Source organism: Streptomyces sp. NPDC056128 (assembly GCF_042263835.1).
Lineage (GTDB): Bacteria > Actinomycetota > Actinomycetes > Streptomycetales > Streptomycetaceae > Streptomyces.
In genome coordinates this window covers 854,418-875,886 of record NZ_JBHJVQ010000002.1, presented here as the reverse complement: position 1 = coordinate 875,886, position 21,469 = coordinate 854,418, and the positions used below count along the sequence as shown (strand labels likewise).

General features: G+C 70.8%; 13 protein-coding genes. 3 read left to right on the top strand and 10 right to left on the bottom strand.

The window, feature by feature from the left end; translation table 11 throughout:
• Positions 1-33 precede the first annotated feature (33 nt).
• The 6 genes from pulA to ACFC1X_RS07890 form a co-directional block, all read right to left on the bottom strand.
• On the bottom strand, positions 34-5,451 hold the full coding sequence (pulA, locus tag ACFC1X_RS07915) for a pullulanase-type alpha-1,6-glucosidase (RefSeq protein WP_376349710.1): 5,418 nt from the start codon (positions 5,449-5,451) through the stop codon (positions 34-36).
• Positions 5,452-5,584: 133 nt separating this feature from the next.
• Positions 5,585-6,955, bottom strand: a complete 1,371-nt coding sequence (locus ACFC1X_RS07910) for an alpha-amylase family protein (protein WP_376349708.1) — start codon at positions 6,953-6,955, stop codon at positions 5,585-5,587.
• A gap of 143 nt (positions 6,956-7,098) precedes the next feature.
• Positions 7,099-8,793 carry a glycoside hydrolase family 13 protein gene (locus ACFC1X_RS07905; RefSeq protein ID WP_376349808.1) on the bottom strand — a complete coding sequence of 565 codons (1,695 nt, stop codon included), beginning with the start codon at positions 8,791-8,793 and terminating at the stop codon, positions 7,099-7,101.
• Positions 8,794-8,912: 119 nt separating this feature from the next.
• Positions 8,913-9,824 (bottom strand): sugar ABC transporter permease, encoded by a 912-nt coding sequence (locus ACFC1X_RS07900; RefSeq protein WP_376349706.1) that lies wholly within the window; start codon positions 9,822-9,824, stop codon positions 8,913-8,915.
• A gap of 13 nt (positions 9,825-9,837) precedes the next feature.
• Entirely contained in the window at positions 9,838-10,842 is a 1,005-nt protein-coding gene (locus tag ACFC1X_RS07895; protein WP_376349704.1) for a carbohydrate ABC transporter permease, read from the bottom strand.
• Positions 10,843-10,992: 150 nt separating this feature from the next.
• Positions 10,993-12,264 (bottom strand): extracellular solute-binding protein, encoded by a 1,272-nt coding sequence (locus ACFC1X_RS07890; RefSeq protein WP_376349702.1) that lies wholly within the window; start codon positions 12,262-12,264, stop codon positions 10,993-10,995.
• A 378-nt stretch (positions 12,265-12,642) separates the two neighbouring features.
• Between ACFC1X_RS07890 and ACFC1X_RS07885 the strand changes: the two genes are divergently transcribed.
• Together ACFC1X_RS07885 and ACFC1X_RS07880 are read left to right on the top strand one after the other, a co-directional pair.
• On the top strand, positions 12,643-13,677 hold the full coding sequence (locus ACFC1X_RS07885; RefSeq protein WP_376349701.1) for a LacI family DNA-binding transcriptional regulator: 1,035 nt from the start codon (positions 12,643-12,645) through the stop codon (positions 13,675-13,677).
• An 87-nt stretch (positions 13,678-13,764) separates the two neighbouring features.
• Positions 13,765-14,619, top strand: a complete 855-nt coding sequence (locus ACFC1X_RS07880; RefSeq protein ID WP_376349700.1) for a phosphatase PAP2 family protein — start codon at positions 13,765-13,767, stop codon at positions 14,617-14,619.
• A gap of 10 nt (positions 14,620-14,629) precedes the next feature.
• Here ACFC1X_RS07880 and ACFC1X_RS07875 read toward each other — a convergent pair whose 3' ends face one another.
• Positions 14,630-17,623, bottom strand: coding sequence for a bifunctional [glutamine synthetase] adenylyltransferase/[glutamine synthetase]-adenylyl-L-tyrosine phosphorylase (locus ACFC1X_RS07875; RefSeq protein ID WP_376349698.1), 2,994 nt, complete (start codon positions 17,621-17,623; stop codon positions 14,630-14,632).
• A 200-nt stretch (positions 17,624-17,823) separates the two neighbouring features.
• Here ACFC1X_RS07875 and ACFC1X_RS07870 point away from each other — a divergent pair, with 200 nt between their 5' ends.
• Positions 17,824-18,270 (top strand): VOC family protein, encoded by a 447-nt coding sequence (locus tag ACFC1X_RS07870; protein ID WP_376349696.1) that lies wholly within the window; start codon positions 17,824-17,826, stop codon positions 18,268-18,270.
• 20 nt (positions 18,271-18,290) lie between these two features.
• On the opposite strand, the gene ACFC1X_RS07865 is transcribed toward ACFC1X_RS07870, so the two are convergent.
• From ACFC1X_RS07865 to ACFC1X_RS07855, 3 genes are all read right to left on the bottom strand, one after another.
• Positions 18,291-20,045 carry an NAD+ synthase gene (locus ACFC1X_RS07865; protein WP_376349694.1) on the bottom strand — a complete coding sequence of 585 codons (1,755 nt, stop codon included), beginning with the start codon at positions 20,043-20,045 and terminating at the stop codon, positions 18,291-18,293.
• A 102-nt stretch (positions 20,046-20,147) separates the two neighbouring features.
• Positions 20,148-20,774 (bottom strand): DUF305 domain-containing protein, encoded by a 627-nt coding sequence (locus ACFC1X_RS07860; RefSeq protein ID WP_376349692.1) that lies wholly within the window; start codon positions 20,772-20,774, stop codon positions 20,148-20,150.
• A complete protein-coding gene (locus ACFC1X_RS07855; protein ID WP_376349690.1) occupies positions 20,771-21,439 on the bottom strand; it encodes a DUF3105 domain-containing protein in 669 nt (222 codons plus the stop codon). Before ACFC1X_RS07855 ends, ACFC1X_RS07860 begins: the two co-directional genes overlap by 4 nt.
• Positions 21,440-21,469: the final 30 nt, after the last annotated feature.

Here is a 21,469-nt window from a genome sequence, read left to right as displayed (position 1 = left end):
GGCGGACAGGAGCACCCTAACCGCAGCGCTGTGCTAGCCCGCGCGGGTGAAGACCGCCACCGTGCGCGCCGGGACCGTGAAAGTGCCCGACGTCTTCGCGTAGGCGGCCTTCCGGACCACGGGGTCCGCTCCCGACGCCTGCGCCGGGTGCAGCCGGTAGCCGGTCCCGGCCGACTCGCTCAGCCGCTGCCGCTGCTCCTGCGGGGTCGCGTTGAAGACGACCACCAGGTCACCGAGGCGCATGGTGATCACGCCGGGTGTCTCGTCCTTCCCGGAGAGCGGGAAGGAGAGCCGGGACTGCACCTGGCCCGCCGTGGCGAGGGAGAAGTCCTGCTCGCCCGTACGGATCTTCAGCAGGTCCCGGTACGCGGCCGAGGCGCCCGTGATCTGCGGGCAGCCGACCCCGACCGAGCCGAGGAGCGGCTTGGCGTACGGCCACTTGTCCTGGTTGTCGGCCGCCGGCGGCAGCCCGCGCCCGAAGCCGTTGCCGTCGGCGCAGCTCCAGTGGATGGCGTTGAACCAGTCGCCGCTGTCGTAGGAGTTGCGGTCCAGCGACTTGGAGCGCAGCAGGTCGGTGCCCGCCTGGGAGAGCGCCGGGCCCTGCGAGAGCGCGGCGGTCGCCATGGCGAGGACCTGCATGCGGGCCCGGTCGGCGGCGGACGTGTCCTTGGGCAGCTTGAAGGCGAGCGCGTCGAACAGGGACTCGTTGTCGTGCGCGTCGGCGTAGGCGAGGGCGTCGCCGGGTGCCGCCGCGTATCCGGCGGGGGCGCCGTTGTAGTCGACCTCGGAGCCCTTGACCTCCTTGCCGCTGGTGTCGGTGAAGCGGTAACCGGCGAGGTTCCCGGAGAGCCCGACCTTGATCAGGTCCTGGTAGTGCAGCAGGCGGGCCTTCTGCTCGGCCTCGGTGCCGTTGGCCTTCGAGGAGTTGGGGTCGGTGAAGAGGCCGGAGGCGAAGCCCTGGACGCCGGGGTCCTCGTCGAAGGGGCCGCCGCCGCGCACGGCGTCGCGGGCGCGGTCGGAGAAGGTGGCGACGCCGGTGCCGGCCATGTTCTTCTGGGTGGCCTGCGTGAAGCGGGCGTCGTCGGCGACCTCGCCGAAGTTCCAGCCCTCGCCGTACAGGATGATCTTCTTGCCGTCGACGCCGTCCTTCTTGAGGGTCAGCGCGTCGAGGGCCTCGCGGACGGCGAGGATGTTGGCCTTCGGGTGGTGGCCCATGAGGTCGAAGCGGAAGCCGTCGACCTTGTACTCCTTGGCCCAGGTGACGATCGAGTCGACGACCAGCTTGCCCATCATGGCGTTCTCGGTGGCGGTGTTGGCGCAGCAGGTGCTGTTCGCCACCGATCCGTCGGCGAGGAGCCGCTGGTAGTAGCCGGGGACGATCCGGTCCAGGACGCTGGTCTTCCCCTGACCGCTGGCGGCGGTGTGGTTGTAGACGACGTCCATGACGACCCGCAGTCCGTCGTCGTTCAGCGCCTTGACCATCTCGCGGAACTCGACCGTGCGGGCGGTGCCGTCCGGGTCGGTGGCGTAGGAGCCCTCGGGGACCGTGTAGTGGTACGGGTCGTAGCCCCAGTTGTAGGCGTCCTTCGCGGCGGCCTTCGCCACGCACTCCTGCTGCTTGTCGGAGTCGGCCGGCAGCGCGGCGAGGTCGCAGTCGACGGTGGCCTGGTCGGACTTCTTCTCGGGGATCGTGGCGATGTCGAAGGCCGGGAGCAGGTGGACGTACGAGGTGCCCGCCTCGGCCAGTTCGCGCAGGTGCTTCGAGCCGTCGCTCCGCTTGTCGGTGAAGGCGAGGTAGGTGCCCCGGTGGTCGGCGTCCGCCGTCCGGTCCGCGACGGAGAAGTCACGGACGTGCAGTTCCTGGATCTGGGCGTCCCTGAGCGGCACGGCCTTGGGTTTGTCGTAGCTGTCCCAGCCGCGCGGGGCGAGGTCGCGGTCGGCCAGGTCGACGACGAGGCTGCGCTCGGAGTCGGTGGTCAGGGCGAGCGAGTAGGGGTCGGTGACCTTGTTGGTGACGACCTTGCCCGCCTCGGGCGCCCACACCGTCACGGCGTACCGGTAGGCATCGCCCTTCCAGGAGCGGGGGCCGGTGACGGACCAGACGCCGGAGTCGTCGTCGCGCCGCATCCGGACCGTGCGGTCGCCGATCTCCAGCCGCACGTTCTGCGCGGTCGGCGCCCACAGGGAGAGCGTGGGGCGGCCGTGCCGGAAGGTGGCGCCGAGGTCGGCCCGGGTCGCGTCGTCCGCGTACAGGTCGTCCAGCGCTCCGGCGATCTGCACGCCGGTCGCCGCGAGGACGGCGCCGGTGGCGGCGCGCTGGGCGGCGACGACCTGGCTGCGCAGGGCCTCGCGGACCCGGTCGCGGTCGCGCGGGTCGACCGACCAGGCGGTGTACTCCTTCAGGTGCGGGTACTTCGCCGTCTGGGCGTCGGTGAGGGCGGTCTTCGTGAGGCGGAGCCAGGTGGCCTCGTCGTCGCCGGTCAGCCTGCCGTTCGCGGCCTTGACCGAGCCGGTGCGGGAGGCGAGCAGCTGGGTGGAGGCGGCGCCCTCGGCGCCGTTCCAGGCGACGGTGTTCCGGTCGATCCAGACCGCCTTGGAGGTGGTGAGGTCGACGGCCGCCGCCGAACCCGCGGGCTGGGGCAGCAGGTACTTCTCCTGCCCGCTCAGCAGCCACACCTCGTGGCCGCCCGCGGTGAGGTCCAGGGCCTGGTCGGTGGGCAGGTCCTTCTCGTCGCCCTTGTGGATGATGTAGCTGAGGCCGGTGGCGCCCTCGGTGAGCGGTACCTCGAAGACCGCGCCGTAGGAGTCGGTCCGCACCGGCTGGAGGGGTTTCGCCCAGTCGGTGGGGTTCGCGGCGCCGCTCCAGACGTGCAGGCCCCAGCCGTCGTAGTTCCCGTCGGCGCGGTGGTAGTTGAGGACGGCCTTGGTCTTGTCCTGGGCCGGGTAGTCGGGCCGTTCGGTGACGACCTGCTCCTTGCCCTGCTCGATCCAGACCTCGCCCGTCCGGGTGACGTCGATGGTGCGGTCGGCGGCGACGTCCTTGTTGCCGTCCTTGTCGACGACGAGGAAGTTGACGTCGCTGGCGCCGGGCTTGAGCTTGACGTAGGCGAAGGCGCCGTAGGCGTCCCGGCCGATGAAGGGGTGGCTGTCCGGCCACTCGGTGGCCTCACCGTCGGCGAGGTCGCCCCAGGCGTACAGGCCCCAGTCCTGGTAGTTCCCGTCCGCCCGCTTGTAGTGGACGATCGCGTGGTCGCGGGAGGCGGCGGTGGGCGGCTCCTCGACCGGCGGGGTGCCGGTCGTCGAGTCGGCCATGGCGCTCGCGGTGCGGCCCGCCGAGTCGACGGCGACCGCCTTGTAGCGCAGGGCGGTGCCGGCCGGGGTGTCCTCGCCGATGGTGTGGGTGACCTTGTAGGGGGCGTGGTCGGCGGAGCCGAGGGTGCGCCACTCGCCGTCGCCGGTCTGGGCGGCGAAGACGACGCGGTTGAGCTGTCCGCCTGCGACATCGGCGGTCAGTTCGACGGTGCCGGTGGCGCCGGGGTCGGGGGCGGTGAGGGTGATCGTGGGCTTGGTGGCGGGCTCGGCGAGCTTGCCGGCGGCCTTGAGGACGATGGCGGACCCGGCGGGCACGGTGACCGTGACCTTCTTGTCGGCGCCGGACTTGGCGTCGTCGTCGGTGCCGTAGAGGGCGCGGAAGGTCATGTCCGCCGAGCCGGTGGCGAAGGTGGCCGTCTTCGCCTCGTCGGCGTTGTTGAAGGCGACGACGTACTCGGTGCCGCGTGCGGCGTCAGTGCGCGAGAAGGCGTAGACACCGGCGCCGTCGGCCGCGTAGCGCTCGGTCTGGACGCCGTCGGCGAGGGCGGGGTGGGCCTTGCGCAGCTTGGCGAGGGCGCTGATCTGCCGGTACAGCGGCGCGTTCGGGTCGTAGGCCGAATCAGCGTGGGTGCGGTCGGTGCCGAGCTGGTCGTCGTCCAGGTAGTCGGCGGTGCGGGAGGCGAACATGGGCTGGCGGGCGTCCTTGTCGCCGCCCGCGCCGGTGAAGCCCTGCTCGTCGCCGTAGTAGATCACCGGGTTGCCGCGGCTGAGGAACATCAGCTCGTTGGCGAGCCGGTCCTTCTTCAGCAGTTCGGCGTCGGTGGCCTTCGGGTCGTCCTGCCTGAGGAAGGTGCCGATGCGGCCCATGTCGTGGTTGCCGAGGAAGGTGACCTGCTCGTACGCGTTGGCCTTGTCGGTCGTGTACTTGTAGTCGTCGCCGAAGACCGAGGCGAGCTTCTGCGCGCTGCCGCCCTGGGAGGCGTACGCGCGGGCCGCGTCCTGGAAGGGGAAGTCCAGCGTGGAGTCCAGGCGGCCCTCGGTGACGTACGGGGAGGTGACGGCGGTGTCGGCGGAGTAGACCTCGCCGAACATGAAGAAGTCGTCCCGGCCCTTCTTCGCGGCGTACGCGTCCAGCGCGGTCGCCCACTGGGTCCAGAACTCCATGTTGACGTGCTTGACCGTGTCGATGCGGAAGCCGTCGATGGCGAAGTCCTTCACCCACCGCTGGTAGATCTTCTCCATGCCGCCGACGACCTCGGGACGTTCGGTCCACAGGTCGTCGAGGCCGGAGAAGTCGCCGTACGTGGTGGACTCGCCGGCCCAGGTGGAGTCGCCCCGGTTGTGGTACATCGCCGGGTCGTTGAGCCACTTCGGAACCTTGAGGTTCTTCTTCGCGGCGGGCACGGTCGGTGTGCGCGGGAAGGAGCCGGTGTCGACGCGGGGGAACCTGCGGTCGCCGTCCGCGTAGTCGGCGTCGTCGAAGGGCTTCCCGTCCTTGGTCAGGTAGGGGAAGGCGCCCTTGGAGAGGTAGTCGTACGACTTCTCTTCGTAGTCGACGACGTCGGCGGTGTGGTTGGTGATGACGTCGAAGAAGACCTTCATGCCCTTGGCGTGCGCCTTGGAGACGAGGTTCTTGAGGTCCTGGTTGGTGCCAAAGTGCGGGTCGACCTGGGTGAAGTCGGTGATCCAGTAGCCGTGGTAGCCGGCGGAGGCGTTCTCCCCCGTGCCCTGCACGGGCTGGTTCTTGAAGATGGGCGCCATCCAGATGGCGGTGGTGCCCATGCCCTTGATGTAGTCGAGCCGGTCGGTCAGGCCCTTGAGGTCGCCGCCCTGGTAGAAGCCCTTGTCGGTGGGGTCGTAGCCGGTGGCGAGCCGGGTGCCGGTCAGGCCGCCGCGGTCGTTCTTGGCGTCCCCGTTGGCGAAGCGGTCCGGCAGGACGAAGTAGAACTGCTCGCGGGTGAGGTCGTGCCGGGCGTCCGCCTTCGCGAGCTTCGCGTCGGACGGGGGCGCGGGCGGGGTGTCGGCCCGCGCGGCGAGGGGCGGGAGGAGGGCTGCGGCGAGCGCGGTCACGGTGACGGCCGCGACCCGTCTCACTCGTGCGGTGCGGCGCGCGACAGGCACCGGCCATCTGGGTATCACGGGCGTGAACTCCTTGTGCTGACGGCTCGATCGGGTCCGACCCCGGCGTGACCGTAGCGCTGCCGCAAGTCTTGCGGCAAGGGTCGTGAAAGTACCGGTAAGAATTTTCACGACCCTTGCCCATGAGGCGCGTTCAGCAGCCGGACCTGCCCGCGTACAGGGCGAGCGCGGTGTTGGCGCCCAGCGTCGCCGTGAACTGTCCCGAGCCGTTGACGCTCACGGCCCTGCCGCTCTGGACGTCGCAGTACGTCCCGGCGGGCAGCGACGTCTGGTACGTCCGGTTCAGCGGGCCGGACTCGTGGTTGATGGCGACGAAGCCCTTGTTGCCGCGCCCGAAGGCGATGGCGTCGTTGCCGTTGTCCCACCAGTTGGTGACCGCCTGCCCCCGGGTGGCGTTGCGGAAGGCGACCATCGACTTGATCTCGGGCCAGGCGTGCTGGCACTTCCAGCCGTCCTGCCAGCAGGCGTCCACCCGTCCGCCGTTGGGCGGTCCGGCGTCGGCGTTCGACCACTCGTAGCCGGAGTTGACGTCGGGGGCGCCGTAGGGCCAGGCGAGCATGAAGACGTTGGCCAGGGTGTAGTTGGCGTTGTCCTTGTAGTTGAGCGTGGAGCCGTTGCGCTCGGTGTCGTGGTTGTCGACGAAGACGCCGGAGACGCCGCTGCTCATGTACCCCCAGCCCTCGCCGTAGTTCTTCAGGTAGGCGAGGTTCTCGTTGTTGAAGACGCGCTTGAGGTCGTAGGCGTACCGGAACTCCTGGACGTCGCCGCTGCCGGTGTACTCGGTGGGCTGGACGGCCTCGCCCGCGCCGTAGATGACCTCGTGCTTCCAGTGGACGCCCGGGTTGCTCAGCCGCGACTTGATGTCGGCGAGGTCGGCCGCCGGGATGTGCTTGGCGGCGTCGATCCGGAAGCCGTCGACACCGAGCGAGAGCAGGTCGTTCAGGTACCCGGCGATGGTCTTGCGGACGTACTCCTCGCCGGTGTCGAGGTCGGCGAGGCCGACCAGTTCGCAGTGCTGGACGTTGTAGCGGTCCTGGTAGTTGCCGATCTGGGAGCGGCAGTCGTCGAAGTCGGGCGACGAGTAGAGCCCGGGGTAGTCGTACTTCGCGTACGACGAGCCGCCGGTACCGGTGCCGCCGCCCGCCGACATGTGGTTGACCACGGCGTCGGCGACGACCTTCACACCGGCCGCGTGGCAGGTGTCCACCATGCTCTTGAACGCGGCCCGGTCCCCGAGCCGCCCGGCGATCCGGTAACTGACGGGCTGGTACGAGGTCCACCACTGCCCGCCCTGTATGTGCTCGGCGGGCGGCGAGACCTGCACGTAGCCGTAGCCGGCGGGGCCGAGGGTACTGGTGCACTCCTTGGCGACGGAGGCGAAGTTCCACTCGAAGAGAACGGCGGTGACGTCCTTGGCGCCGGGCGGGGAGGCCTGCGCTCCAGTCGGGGTCATGACAACGGCAGCCGCGAGAGCGACGGCCGCCGTGAGCAATCTGCGTGCCATGTGGGGTTCCTTCTTCTTTGAAGGCTCTTGCTGCAAGCTTCAGCAAGATTGCGGGTGACGCAGATGGTAGAGGCCCGCCACCCGAAAGGGCAGCAGGCCGTACCAACTTCAAAGAAAAAAGCCGTTCGCCGAGCCGCGGACCGTCAGGCCGTCGTCCACCACACCGTCGTGTCCGCCGGGACCTTCGTCTCGTCCGGGGTCTCGGTGACCTCGTCGCTGGTCAGGAGGAGGCGGCCGTACGTGGGCGTCGTCACCGACTCGCCGGTGGTGTTGGCGACGCACACGAAGTCGCCGCGGCGGAAGGCGAGGACGCCCTCGGGGGCGCGGAGCCATTCCACCGTGTCGCCCGCGCCCAGGTCGGGCTGGTCGCGGCGGGTCGCCAGTGCGGCGCGGTACAGCTCCAGGGTCGAGCCGGGCTCGCCGGTCTGGGCCTCGACGCTCAGCTCGGCCCAGCCCGCCGGCTGCGGGAGCCAGCTGCCGCCCGTGCCGAAGCCGTACGACGAACCCGTGCGCGTCCAGGGGATGGGCACCCGGCAGCCGTCGCGGAAGCCGTCCTGGCCGGCGCCCCGGAAGTAGGCCGGGTCCTGGCGTACCTCGTCGGGGAGGTCGACGACGTCCGGCAGGCCCAGCTCCTCGCCCTGGTAGACGTAGGCCGAGCCGGGCAGGGCCAGCATGAGGAGGGTGGCGGCGCGGGCGCGGCGCAGGCCGAGCGCGCGGTCGCCGGCCAGGCGGATCTGGGTGCCGAGCCCTGCCGGGTTGGCGAACCGGGTGGCGTGCCGGGTGACGTCGTGGTTGGAGAGGACCCAGGTGGCGGGGGCGCCGACGGGGCGCATCGCGTCCAGGGTGCGGTCGATGACCGTGCGCAGTTCCTCGGCGTCCCAGTGGGTGCCCAGGTACTGGAAGTTGAAGGCCTGGTGCAGTTCGTCGGGACGGACGTAGTTCGCGGTCCGCTCGACGGTCGGCGTCCACGCCTCGGCGACGAAGATGCGCTCGCCGCTGTACTCGTCCAGGATCAGCCGCCACTGGCGGTAGATGTCGTGGACACCGTCCTGGTCGAAGAACGGCATGACATCGTTGCCCAGCAGCTTCAGCTGCTCGTGGGATCCAAGGTCCGGCAGCCCCGGCGCCTTCACCATGCCGTGCGCCACGTCGATGCGGAAGCCGTCCACGCCCATGTCCAGCCAGAAGCGCAGGATGGAGCGGAACTCGTCGCCGACCGCCGGGTGCTCCCAGTTGAAGTCGGGCTGCTCGGGCGCGAAGAGGTGCAGGTACCACTCCCCCGGCGTGCCGTCGGGCTCGGTGACCTGGGTCCAGGCGGGCCCGCCGAAGATGGACTCCCAGTCGTTGGGGGGCAGTTCGCCGTTCTTCCCCTTGCCGGGGCGGAAGTGGTACCGGTCCCGGGAGGGGGAGCCGGGGCCCTCGGCGAGGGCGCGCCTGAACCACTCGTACTGGTCCGAGGAGTGGTTGGGGACCAGGTCGACGATGATGCGCAGGCCCAGCCCGTGGGCGTCGCGGATCAGCGCGTCGGCGTCCAGGAGGGAGCCGAACATGGGGTCGACGGCCCGGTAGTCGGCGACGTCGTACCCGGCGTCGGCCTGCGGCGAGGCGTAGAAGGGGCTGAGCCACACGGCGTCCACGCCCAGGTCGCGCAGGTACGGCAGGCGGGTGCGGACACCCTCCAGGTCGCCCATGCCGTCGCCGTTGCTGTCGGCGAAGCTGCGCGGATACACCTGGTAGATGACCGCGTCCCGCCACCAGTCGCGGCGCCCCGCGACGGTGGCCGTGGCGGAGGAGGTGACGGAGGTGGGGGCCGGTGCGGCGGAAGGCTGCTGGCTCATGGCGTCCTTGGTGTGTAACAGGGTTCTGGTCATGGAGGCATGGGTGGGGGGAATAGGCGGCCGGCCGCGGTGCTGCGGGGTCGGATGGGCACCGCGGCCGGACGTTTCCCGGTCGGGCCTCAGCCCTTGGTGCCGCCCGCGGTCAGGCCGGTCACCAGGTTCTTCTGCACGAGGTAGAAGAACGCGGAGACGGGTATCGCGACGAGCACGGCGGTGGCCGCCATCAGGTTGCGCTGCGCGTCGTGCTCGCTGACGAAGCTCTGGAGTCCGACGGCGAAGGTGTACTTCGTGTCGCTCAGCATGAACGTCGAGGCGAAGGCGACCTCGCCGAAGGCGGTGATGAAGCTGTAGAAACCGGCGACCGCGAGCCCCGGCTTGGCGAGCGGCAGGATCAGCCGGAAGAACGTGCCGAAGGGGCTCAGCCCGTCCACCCGCCCGGCCTCGTCGATCTCGAACGGGATGGTGTCGAAGTAGCCCTTGAGCAGCCAGGCGCAGTACGGCACCGCGGTCGAGCAGTAGACGAGGACCAGGCCGAGGTAGTTGTCGATGAGCTGCAGCTCGGACAGGATCTGGTACATCGGCACGATCAGCACCGCGATGGGGAACATCTGGGTGACCAGCAGGACCCACATCAGCTTGCGGTAGCCGGGGAAGCGCATCCGCGAGACCGCGTAGCCGGTGGTGGCGGCGACCAGGACGCCGATGAACGTGGTGCCCAGCGAGACGATCAGCGAACTCTTCAGCCAGTCGAAGAAGTTCGTGTCCTGGAGCACGAACACGTAGTTGTCGAAGGTCATCTTCGACCAGATGCCCCCGGGGTGCAGGTAGTCGTTCTTGTCGGGACCGAGCGACAGGAAGACCAGCCAGGCGATCGGGAAGAGCGCGATCAGGCTCGCGACGGTCAGGATGCCGTGGGAGGCGAGGGACCCGGCACGGCTGCGCTCGCCGCGCCGGCGGACCCGGGCCGGCTTCGCCGCCGGCTCGGTGACCTGCTCGGCGGGAGCGGTGGTCGGCACTTCGGTGGTGCTCATGGTGGCTCCTGCCTCAGATCGCGAGCTGCTGCTCATTGCGGTTCAGCCAGCGGCGGTAGAAGGAGGTGAAGACGATCAGGATGGCCAGCAGCAGGATGCCGTAGGCCGCGGACTGCGCGAAGTCGCGCGGCTGCTGCCCGAAGCCGAGCTGGTAGGCCCAGGTGACGAGGATCTGGGCCTCGGGGGCGGTGTTGCCGAACAGCAGGAAGATGACGGCGAACTGGTTGAAGGTCCAGATGATGCCGAGCAGGACGACGGTGGAGCTGACCGACCTGAGCCCCGGCAGGGTGACGTACCGGAAGCGCTGCCAGGCGCTCGCGCCGTCCATCTCGGCGGCCTCGTAGAGGCTGTTGTCGATGGACTGCAGGCCGCCGAGGAGGGAGACCATCATGAACGGCACACCGCACCAGGTGTTGACCATGATCGCGGCGACCCGCTGCCAGAAGGTGTCCTCCAGCCACAGCGGCGTCGGCAGGTGCAGCCAGTCGAGGCCGGCGTTGATGATGCCCGCGTCGGCGAGCATGAAGCGCCAGCCGAAGACGGTGACGAAGGTGGGCACGGCCCACGGCAGGACGAGGATCAGCCGGTAGAAGGTGCGCCCGCGCAGCTTCTGGTTGAGCAGCAGGGCGAGGCCGAGCCCGATGCAGTAGTGCAGGCCGACGCAGACGGCCGTCCACACGATCGTCCAGATGAAGTGCGACCAGAAGCGGTCGTAGGCCGTCGGGCCCCACAGGATGTCGGCGTAGTTGTCGAGGCCGACGAACTTGTAGGTGGCCTCGATCTCGTTGACGCCGATGGTGCGGCCCGTGTTGAGGCTGTTGGCGTCGGTGAGGGTGAGGTAGAGGCCGTAGCCCAGCGGATACAGCACGAGGACGCCGAGCACGACGGCCACCGGCGCGATCATCGCGTAGGCGTACCAGTGCTTCTGGTACCCGTCCTTCAGACGCCGGCCGAGGCCGGGCCGCGGGCTGCGGTCACCGCGGCGCTTGCCGGTGGCGCGGTCGATGGCGACTGTCATGGTTCGACACCTTCGGGAGCATCAGGAGGATCGACTGGAGCGTGAGGCGGTCGGGCGGTCGGGCGGTCGGGCGGTCGCGGGGTACGGCGCACGGGAACGTGACCGCCGGGTCCCCTCCCCCGGTGCGGGGGACCCGGCGGTCACACGGGCTCACTTGGTGAAGTCGGGCACCAGCTTGGCCATCGCGGTCTCGGCGTCGCTCAGCCCCTTGTCCAGGGACTCCTTGCCGCCGGCGATCTGGGGCAGCTCGTCGTCCAGCGGGCCCCACAGGGAGCTGTACTCGGGCAGGGCCGGGCGCGGCTGGGCGGCGGGCAGGACCGTCTGGTAGCCGGCGATGCCCGGGTCGGCCTTGACCTCGGCGGTGTACGCGTCGTCGCGGGTCGGCAGCGTGGAGTTCTTCAGGGCGACGGTCTCCTGGGACTTCGCCGAGGTCATGAACTTCACGAACTTCAGCGACGCCTCCTGGTGCGCCTTGTCCGAACCGGCGTAGACCGACAGGTTGTGGCCGCCGGTCGGGGCGCCCGCCTTGCCGGTGGAGCCGGCCGGGACGGTGGCGATGCCGAGGTTCTTCTTGTCCTTGAACGCCGAGCCCTTGTAGAAGTTGGTGATCTCCCACGGGCCCTGGATGGTCGAGGCGACCTTGCCGTTGATGAAGGCGTCCTGGATGTGGGCATAGGCGTCGGCGGTGGTGTCCGCCTTGTGCAGGCCCTTGCCGTCGAAGAGGCTCAGCCAGGTGGTGTACGCCTTCTCGGCCGCGGGCGACTTGACGGTGATCTTCTTGTCCCCGACGTCGACCGTGTCGGTGCCCTCGCCGTAGAGGAACGGCTGCGCGTAGTAGCCCGCGGTGGAGCCCCAGAAGCCGTCGACGCCGGCCTTGTCCTTGATGGTGGCGGCGGCCTTCTTCAGCTCGTCCCAGTTCTTCGGGGCCTCGACGCCGGCCTTCTCGAACAGGGCCTTGTTGTAGACGAAGGCGAGGGTGTCGGTGACCAGCGGGACGCCGTAGGTCTTGCCCTCGTACTTGGCCTGCTCGATCAGGTTGGGCTGGAACTTGTCCTGCTCGGCGAGGGCCTCGGTGCCGTCCAGCGGCAGGAAGAAGCCCTTCTTGGCGAAGGCGGGGGTCCAGCCGACCTCGGCGCGCAGCACGTCCGGGGCGCCCTTGGAGCCGGCGGCCGTGTCGAACTTGTTCTGCGCCTGGTCGAAGGGGACGTTGACGTAGTTGACCTTGACGTCCTTGTTGGCGGCCTCGAACTCCTTGACCAGCGCCTTGTAGGTCGGCGCCTCGTTGGTCGCGTTGGAGGTGTCCCAGTAAGTGATGGTCACCGGTCCGCCGGACTCGCTGTCGCTGTCGCCGTCCCCGCCGCACGCCGTCGCCGCCAGGGCGAGGGACGCCACCAGCGCGGTGGCCGCTATGCCACGCCGCATGAGTTCTCCTTGAGGGTGAAAGCCCGTGTGGTGCAGGGTGCGGGCCCGTCCGCCGCTCCTGCCGCTGCCGACCGCGTCGTTGCTGCCGTCGGGCGACGTGAACGTAACAGCGTTGTAAGCGCGGCGAAAGGTCTTGCAGCAAAAAAGTGCAAGACATCTCCGAAGTTATCCGGGCGTGACCTCCTGGCGACCACCGTGAGACGCTTGTTTACAGGGGTCGAGCGGTATCCGGCCGGTTGTGCAAGACTCTGCAAGCTCTTGCCGCCACTTTCTCGAGGGAGCGCGATGACGCAGCAGCCCGCGCCGGGCCGTCCAACAGGCCGTCCACGGCGCCCGATCGGTGTGCAAGGCGGCGGCCGACAGGTACAGTCCACCCCTGTGACCACACGGCTTGCCGACATCGCCGCCCAGGCGGGGGTGAGCGAAGCGACGGTCAGCCGGGTCCTCAACGGGAAGCCGGGCGTCGCCGCCACCACCCGCCAGTCCGTACTCGCCGCTCTGGACGTGCTGGGCTACGAGCGCCCCGTGCGGCTGCGTCAGCGCAGCGAGGGCCTGGTGGGCCTGATCACCCCGGAGCTGGAGAACCCGATATTCCCGGCGCTGGCCCAGGTCATCGGCCAGGCGCTGACCCGCCAGGGGTACACGCCGGTCCTCGCCACCCAGACGCCGGGCGGCTCCACGGAGGACGAGCTGACCGAGATGCTGGTCGACCGCGGGGTGGCCGGGATCATCTACGTCTCCGGACTGCACGCCGACACCACCGCCGACATGCAGCGCTACGAACGGCTGCGCGCCCAGGGCGTGCCCTTCGTCCTCGTCGACGGCTTCTCGTCGCAGGTGCAGGCGCCGTTCATCTCCCCCGACGACCGGGCCGCGATGAGCCTCGCGGTCACGCACCTCGTCTCGCTCGGCCACACCCGGATCGGGCTGGCCCTGGGGCCGAAGCGGTTCGTGCCCGTGCAGCGCAAGATCGAGGGCTTCGTCCGCACCGTCCAGGACCAGCTGGACCTCAGCGCGGACATCGTGGAGAAGGAACTCGTCCAGCACTCGCTGTACACCCTGGAGGGCGGCCAGGCGGCGGCCACCGCGCTCATCGCCCGCGACTGCACGGCGGTGGTCTGCGCGAGCGACATGATGGCGCTCGGCGCGATACGGGCGGCCCGGCAGCAGGGGCTCGACGTGCCCAAGGACATCTCGGTCGTCGGCTTCGACGACTCGCCGCTGATCGCCTTCACCGACCCGCCGCTGACGACCGTCCGCAAGCCGGTCCCGGCGATGGGGCAGGCGGCGGTGCGCACGCTGCTGGAGGAGATCGCCGGGACGCCCGCGCCGCACAGCGAGTTCGTGTTCATGCCGGAGCTGGTCGTCCGCGGCTCGACGGCTTCCGCGCCGGGCGAGCGCGGCCGCTCCTGACCTCCCGCCCGCCGCGCGGCGGATGCGGGCCACAGCGGACGGGGGGATGATCGGTGGGAGAGGTCTTTTCTGGCAGACTTCATGCCTATGGGTGACGCGACCGTGAGGACTCCGGAACGCCGTGCAGAGGCCGTTCCGCACCCCGTCACTGAGGGGACGGGGCAGGGGCTCCTGCGTCGGCTCCGTGCGCCGCGCCGGCCCCGACTGTGGTTCGAGATCCTGCTGATCGCGGTGAGTTACTGGACGTACTCGCTGATCCGCAACGCGGTGCCGGAACAGCGGTCGCAGGCGTTGCGCAACGCCGACTGGATCTGGCGGGTCGAGCAGCAACTGGGCGTCGCCGTCGAGGAGTCGGTGAACCACGCCGTGAACTCGGTGACTTGGCTCATCATCGGGATGAACTACTACTACGCCACGTTGCACTTCGTGGTGACCCTCGGTGTGCTGGTGTGGCTGTACCGCAGCCATCCCGGCCGTTACGCCGCGACCCGTCTCGTCCTCTTCGCCACCACGGGCGTCGCGCTGGTCGGTTACTACCTGTATCCCCTCGCCCCGCCCCGTCTGATGAACGGCGGTCGGTTCGTCGACACCGTCATGGTCCACCAGACGTGGGGGTCGATGGCGTCCGGTGACCTGAAGAACATGTCCAACCAGTACGCGGCGATGCCCTCGATGCACATCGGGTGGTCCGTCTGGTGCGGGCTGACGATCTTCGCGCTGGCGTCCGTGCCGTGGGTGAAGGTGCTGGGGCTGCTGTACCCGGCGCTGACCCTGGTGGTGATCGTGGCGACCGCCAACCACTTCTGGCTGGACGCGGTGGGGGGCGTGCTGTGCCTGGCGTTCGGCTACCTGGTGGCGGCGGCCTGGTACGGCAGCCTGCCGTACGCGCTGCCGCGGGTGGTGGCGGCGCGGAAGGGGGCGTGGTTGCCCACGCGGGCGTAGCCGCGGGGCATCACGCGTAGAACAGCTCCTCCACCACCGCGCGTGCCCTGCGCGCCGTGCGCCTGTACTCGTCCAGCATGTCGCCCGCGTGGCCCGGGCCGTGGCCCAGGTAGCGGCCGACCGCGGACAGCTCGCGCGGGTCGGTGGGGAACGTGTCGCCGGCCCGGCCGCGGACCAGCATCACCGCGTTGCGCACCCGCGTCGCCAGCACCCACGCCTCGTCGAGGATCCCGGCGTGCTCCGCCGGGATGAGCCCGGCGCCGGACGCGGCGGCCAGCGCGGCGCGCGTCCGGGTGGTGCGCAGCCCGGCCTCGGTGTGGCCGTGCCGCAACTGGACCAACTGCACGGTCCACTCCACGTCGGAGAGCCCGCCCGGCCCCAGTTTGGCGTGCAGCTTGGGGTCCGCGCCGCGCGGCAGCCGCTCGGACTCCATCCGGGCCTTGAGCCGCCGGATCTCCCGTACGTCGTCCTCGCCGAGTCCGTCCGCCGGGTACCGCAGCGGGTCGACCAGCTCGGTGAAGCGCCGCCCCAGGTCCGCGTCGCCGGCCACGAACTCGGCCCGCAGCAGCGCGTGCCGCTCCCACACCAGCGACCAGCGCCGGTAGTACGCCTCGTACGACTTCAGCGTCCGCACGAGCGGCCCGGACTTGCCCTCGGGCCGCAGGTCGGCGTCGATCAGCAGCGGCGGGTCGGCGCTCGGCACCTGGAGCAGGCGGCGCAGCTCGGCGACGACCTTGTTGGCCGCGTCCCCGGCCTCCCGCTCGTCGACGCCGTCGCGGGGCTCGTGCACGAACAGCACGTCCGCGTCGGAGCCGTAGCCCAGCTCGTGGCCGCCGAACCGGCCCATGCCGATGATCGCGAACCGGGTCGGCAGTGTGTCGCCCCATCCCTCCCGCACGACCGCCCGCAGTGTCCCCGCCAGTGTCGCCGCCGTCAGGTCGGAGATCGCGTCGCCGACCAGGTCCACCAGCGCGCCCTGGTCGGCCGCGGCGGGCTGGGACTCGGTGCCGTAGGAGCCGACGATGTCCGCGGCGGCCGTACGGAACAGCTCCCTGCGCCGCACCCCGCGGGCGGCGGTGACCGCCTGTTCGCCGCCCTCAGCGCGCCGGACCGCGGCCAGTATCTCCTGCTCGAGCTGGGGGCGCCCGCGCGGCGCCAGGCCCCCGGTCGCGCCGTCGCCGAGCAGCGCGACCGCCTCGGGGGCCCGCATCAGCAGGTCGGGGGCGAGCCGGCCGGCGGAGAGCACGCGGGCGAGGTTCTCGGCGGCCGCGCCCTCGTCCCGCAGCAGCCTGAGGTACCAGGGGGTCTTGCCGAGCGCGTCGGAGACCTTGCGGAAGTTGAGCAGGCCCGCGTCCGGGTCGGCGGAGTCCGCGAACCAGCCGAGGAGCACGGGCAGCAGCGTGCGCTGGATGGCCGCCTTGCGGGTGACGCCGGACGCCAGCGCCTCCAGGTGCCGCAGCGCGGAGGCCGGGTCGGCGTACCCGAGGGCGACCATGCGTTCGCGGGCGGCCTCGGGGCTGAGCCGGGCCTCGCCGGGCGCGAGCTGGGCGACGGCGTCGAGCAGCGGCCGGTAGAACAGCTTCTCGTGCAGCCGCCGCACCACGGAGGCGTGCCGCCTCCAGGCGCGCTGCAATCCGACCACCGGGTCGGTGCGCAGGCCCAGGGAGCGGCCGAGACGGCGCAGGTCGGCCGGGTCCTCGGGCACCAGGTGGGTGCGGCGCAGCCGGTGCAGCTGGATGCGGTGCTCCATGGAGCGCAGGAAGCGGTACGCCTCGTCGAGCTGGGCGGCGTCCGCGCGGCCCACGTACCCGCCCGCGGCGAGCGCCTCCAGGGCGTCCAGCGTCGTACCGCTGTGCAGGGAGGTGTCGGACCGCCCGTGCACCAGCTGGAGCAGCTGCACGGCGAACTCGACGTCCCGCAGGCCGCCGGGGCCGAGCTTGAGCTGGCGGTCGACCTCGGCGGCGGGGATGTTCTCCACCACCCGGCGGCGCATCTTCTGCACGTCGGCGACGAAGTTCTCGCGGTCGGCGGCCTGCCAGACCAGGGGCTGGAGGGCGGCCACGTACTCGGCGCCGAGGCCGGGGTCGCCGGCCACCGGGCGGGCCTTGAGCAGCGCCTGGAACTCCCAGGTCTTGGCCCAGCGCTGGTAGTAGGCGAGGTGGCTGCTGAGGGTGCGCACCAGCGGGCCGTTGCGGCCCTCGGGGCGCAGGTTGGCGTCGACGGGCCAGATGGAGCCCTCGACGGTCGTCTCGGAGCAGATCCGCATCATGTGCGAGGCGAGCGAGGTCGCGGCCCGCAGCGCCTTGGTCTCGTCGGCGTCGCCGACCGCCTCGCCCACGAAGATGACGTCCACGTCGGAGACGTAGTTCAGCTCGTGGCCGCCGCACTTGCCCATCGCGATCACGGCCAGCCGGCACAGCGCGGCGTCCCCGGGCGCGGCCTCCTCGGCGATGGCCAGGGCGGCGCGCAGGGTGGCGGTGGCGAGGTCGGCCAGCTCGGCGGCGGTCTCGGCGAGGTCGATGGTGCCGCACACGTCGCGGGCGGCGATGGACAGCAGGCAGCGCCGGTAGGCGACACGCAGCGCGACGGGGTCGGTGGCCTCGGCCAGGCCGCGTTCGAACTCCTCGACGCCGGGGTGCAGGTCGCGGGGCTCGTAGGTGACCAGGGCCTGCCAGTCGCCGGCGTGCCGGGCCAGGTGGTCGGCGAGGGCCTCGGAGGCGCCGAGCACGCCGAGGAGCCGGTCGCGCAGCGGCTTGGCCGCCACCAGGGTGTCCAGCAGCTCCCGGCGGGCGGTGGGGTCGGGCTGCGCCTCCAGGAGCCGGACCAGGCCGTGCAGGGCCAGGTCGGGGTCGGCGGTGGCGCCCAGCGCCTCGAGGAGCACCGGGTCGGAGCGGACCTCGGTCAGCTCCGCGCCGTCCAGCAGCCCCTCGGCGGCCGAGGGATCGGTGAAGCCGTGCCGCAGCAGCCGCGTGAAGGTACTGCTCCTGCGCCCCGGCGCCGTCATCTCGGCCTCCTGTCGGACCCTGTGGGAGGGATCTGGGGTGGATCTGGGATGGACTCGTGGGATCAAGGTCGTACGGCCTGAGCGTAACCGGGGATCGGCGGCGGGGCACCGAACGGACCGCGCCCCTGCCGGGAAGCCGTTAGCTTGTAAGACACCGCGGTCGGCGCCGGAGCCGACATGGATGCCGAAGGAGTCATGCCATGGACTTCACCCTCGAAATCATCCCGCTGCCCGTGAGTGACATCGACCGGGCCCGGGACTTCTACCGGGACAAGGTCGGCTTCCACGTCGACATCGACCAGGAGGTCATGCCGGGGATGCGCATCGTCCAGCTGACGCCCCCGGGCTCCGGCTGTTCGATCGCCCTCGGTGACGCCATCTGGGACATGACGCAGGGCCAGACCCGGCCGGAGCCCGGTTCGTACCAGGGCCTCCAGCTGTGCGTCGCCGACATCAAGGCGGCCCACGCGGAGCTGTCCGGGCGCGGCCTGGAGGTCTCCGATCCGGTGCAGTACGCGCCGGACGACGGCGCGACCTTCATGTACTTCAAGGACCCGGACGGAAACGGCTGGGCGGTCCAGGAGTACCGGCGCCGGGTGGCGGAGCCGCTGCACAAGGTGCTGGCGGACCAGCAGCGCCAGGGTTAGCGGGGTGCGGCGCCGCCGGCTCAGCCGGTCTCCCGCCAGCGGTTGGTGACCGGCAGGCGGCGGTCCTTGCCGAAGCCCTTGGCCGAGATCTTGGTGCCCGGCGGGTACTGGCGGCGCTTGTACTCCGCGGTGTCCACCATGCGCAGCGTCCGCGTCACCAGGTCGCGGTCGTACCCGGCGGCGACGATCTCGTCCGCGCCCCGGTCCCGGTCGACGTACAGGTCGAGGATGGCGTCCAGCACGGGATAGTCCGGCAGCGAGTCCGTGTCGACCTGGCCGGGGCGCAGCTCCGCGCTGGGCGGCTTGGTGATCGAGTTCTCCGGGATCGGCGGGGTCTGGCCGCGGGCCCCGGCCGCGCGGTTGCGCCATTCGGCGAGGCGGAAGACCGACGTCTTGTACACGTCCTTGATGGGCCCGTACGCGCCCACCGAGTCGCCGTACAGCGTCGAGTAGCCCACCGCCAGTTCCGACTTGTTGCCGGGCGCCAGCACCAGGTGGCCCTCCTGGTTGGAGAGCGCCATGAGCAGCGTCCCGCGCAGCCGGGACTGGAGGTTCTCCTCGGCCAGGCCGGTCAGGCCCAGCGCGCCCATGTAGGCGTCGAACATGGGCGCGATCGCGACGGTCCGGTAGTGCAGGCCGGTGCGGCGCGCCAGCTCGGCCGCGTCGTCCTTGGAGTGCTCGGAGGAGTACCTGGACGGCATCGACACGCCGTACACGTGCTCCGCGCCCAGCGCGTCGCAGGCGATCGCCGCGACCAGCGCGGAGTCGATGCCGCCGGACAGGCCGATCAGCACGGAGCGGAAGCCGTTCTTGGTGACGTAGGCGCGCAGCCCGGCGACCAGCGCCGAGTAGACCTCCTCGTCGTCGTCCAGCGGCTCGGCGCGGCCGCCGGACAGCGCGGTCCCGTCGGCCGGTACCGGCTCCTCGGACAGCACGACCCGCTCGATGCGCAGACCGTCGTCCACCACGCCGGTGGGCGCCTCCGGCTCGGCGGCCGGCAGGTCGAGGTCCAGGACCACGCACTCCTCGGTGAACTGCGGGGCGCGGGCCACGACCGCCCCGTCCCGGTCGACGACGATCGAGTCGCCGTCGAAGACCAGTTCGTCCTGCCCGCCGGTCATCGCGAGGTAGGCGGTGGTGCACCCGGCCTCCTGGGCGCGCTTGCGCACCAGTTCCAGCCGGGTGTCGTCCTTGTCGCGCTCGTACGGGGAGGCGTTGACGGAGAGCAGCAGTCCGGCCCGTGCCGAGCGGGCGGCGGGCACCCGGCCGCCGTCCTGCCACAGGTCCTCGCAGATGGCCAGCGCCACGTCGACGCCGCGCACCCGGACCACGGGCATGGTGTCGCCGGGGACGAAGTAGCGGAACTCGTCGAAGACGCCGTAGTTCGGCAGGTGGTGCTTGGCGAAGGTGAGCGCCACCTCGCCGCCGTACAGCACGGCCGCCGCGTTCTGCGGGGCGCCGGCCGGCTGGCCGTACTTCGGCTGGGCGGTCGCCGAGCGGTCCAGGTAGCCGACGACCACCGGAAGGCCGCCGAGGCCCTCCTCGGCGAGGCGCGCCGCGAGCGCCCGCAGGGCGGTGCGGGACGCCTCCACGAACGACGACCTGAGGGCCAGGTCCTCGACGGGATACCCGGTCAGCACCATCTCGGGGAACGCCACCAGGTGGGCTCCCCGCTCCGCGGAGTGCCGGGTCCAGCGCAGGACCGCCGCCGCGTTCGCGTCGAGGTCGCCGACGGTGGAGTCGATCTGGTTCAGGGCGAGTCGTAGTCGAGGCACCCGCCCAGTGTAATCGTCAGAACGACACAATGGGGTGACGTGCCGGTGTCGGCCTCATGTCCGGGCTCGTGTCCGGGCTCACGTCCGGGCTCACGTCCGGGCTCATGTCCGGGGCTTCGCGCCCCGCTCCGCCAGCAGGTCCGCCATCAGCCGGATCTCCGACTCCTGCGACTCCACCATCCCGCCGGCCAGGCGCTTCTCCACGCCGACCGAGCACTTCTCGACGCACCCCTTGGCCATGTGGACGCCGCCCTTGTGGTGCTCGGTCATCAGCTGGAGGTAGTAGACCTCGGCCCGCTTCCCGTTCAGCGTGCCGAGCTTCTCCATCTCGGCGTCGGTGGCCATCCCCGGCATCAGCGAGCCCTCACCGGCCGACGGCGCCCCGCCCATGCCCATCCAGCTCATCGGCGGGTCGGACGACACCTTCGGCAGCCCCCACAGGTCGAGCCAGCCGATCATCATGCCGCGCTGGTTGGCCTGGGTCTGCGCGATGTCGTACGCGAGCCGCCGCACCTCCTCGTCGTCGGTGCGGTCGCGCACGATGTACGACATCTCCACGGCCTGCTGGTGGTGGACCGACATGTCGCGCGCGAACCCGGCGTCCGCGGAGTCGGCGGACGGCACCCGGCCCGCCCCGTCGTCGCCCGCGACGGCGTAGGTGATCCCGCCGGCCGCGACGAGGACCGCGGCGGCGGCCCCCGCGGTCCAGCCGGCCCGTTTCGGTGTCACTGGGAGAGTCCGTTGGTGCACGCGGCCCCCGGCTCGGGGGTCTGCTCGCCCTGGACGAACTTCTCGAAGAACTTGTCCACGTCCGGGTCGTCGGCGCCCGTCACCGTGCGCTGGTGGCCCCAGGCGGTGAGCATGATCGGGTCCTGCTGCTTCTCGTCCGGGCTCATCAGCGAGTACGGCGTCTTCTTGATCTTGGCGGCCAGCTTCTCGACGTCGGCCTTCGGGGCCGCGTCGGTGTACGTCACCCACACCGCCCCGTGCTCCAGCGAGTGCACGGCGTTCTCGTTGTTCAGCGGCTTGGTGTAGACGTCGCCGTTGCAGTTCATCCAGACCTGGTTGTGGTCGCCGCCGACCGGGGGGTCCACGGGGTAGGTGACCTTCTTGGTGACGTGGTTGCGGGCCAGGTCCCCCTCCCAGGTCTTCACGCCGTCCTTGCCGGTGACGAACTTGCCGGAGGTCTTGCCGTCGGACGCGGTGTCGTCGGAGGAGTCGTCGGACTGTCCCCGGACGAGGAAGACGCCGCCGACGACGAGACCGGCGACCACCACGGTGCTGACCGCGATCGTGAGGATCCGGTTCCGGCGCTCACGCGCCTCCTCGGCACGCCGCATCTCAGCTATGCGGGCCTGTCGCGCCGTGTTGCTGTTCTTCTTCGCGGAACCCATGGGGTGCAGCCCTTCTGGGAAGTCTTCTGC

Excerpts from the sequence above, each read along its gene's own strand:
- ACFC1X_RS07855 (WP_376349690.1), bottom strand. The coding sequence starts at position 21,439 with ATGGGTTCCGCGAAGAAGAACAGCAACACGGCGCGACAGGCCCGCATA.
- ACFC1X_RS07905 (WP_376349808.1), bottom strand. The coding sequence starts at position 8,793 with ATGAGCCAGCAGCCTTCCGCCGCACCGGCCCCCACCTCCGTCACCTCC.
- ACFC1X_RS07895 (WP_376349704.1), bottom strand. The coding sequence starts at position 10,842 with ATGACAGTCGCCATCGACCGCGCCACCGGCAAGCGCCGCGGTGACCGC.
- ACFC1X_RS07870 (WP_376349696.1), top strand. The coding sequence starts at position 17,824 with ATGGACTTCACCCTCGAAATCATCCCGCTGCCCGTGAGTGACATCGAC.
- ACFC1X_RS07880 (WP_376349700.1), top strand. The coding sequence starts at position 13,765 with ATGGGTGACGCGACCGTGAGGACTCCGGAACGCCGTGCAGAGGCCGTT.
- ACFC1X_RS07875 (WP_376349698.1), bottom strand. The coding sequence starts at position 17,623 with ATGACGGCGCCGGGGCGCAGGAGCAGTACCTTCACGCGGCTGCTGCGG.
- ACFC1X_RS07900 (WP_376349706.1), bottom strand. The coding sequence starts at position 9,824 with ATGAGCACCACCGAAGTGCCGACCACCGCTCCCGCCGAGCAGGTCACC.
- ACFC1X_RS07910 (WP_376349708.1), bottom strand. The coding sequence starts at position 6,955 with ATGGCACGCAGATTGCTCACGGCGGCCGTCGCTCTCGCGGCTGCCGTT.
- ACFC1X_RS07890 (WP_376349702.1), bottom strand. The coding sequence starts at position 12,264 with ATGCGGCGTGGCATAGCGGCCACCGCGCTGGTGGCGTCCCTCGCCCTG.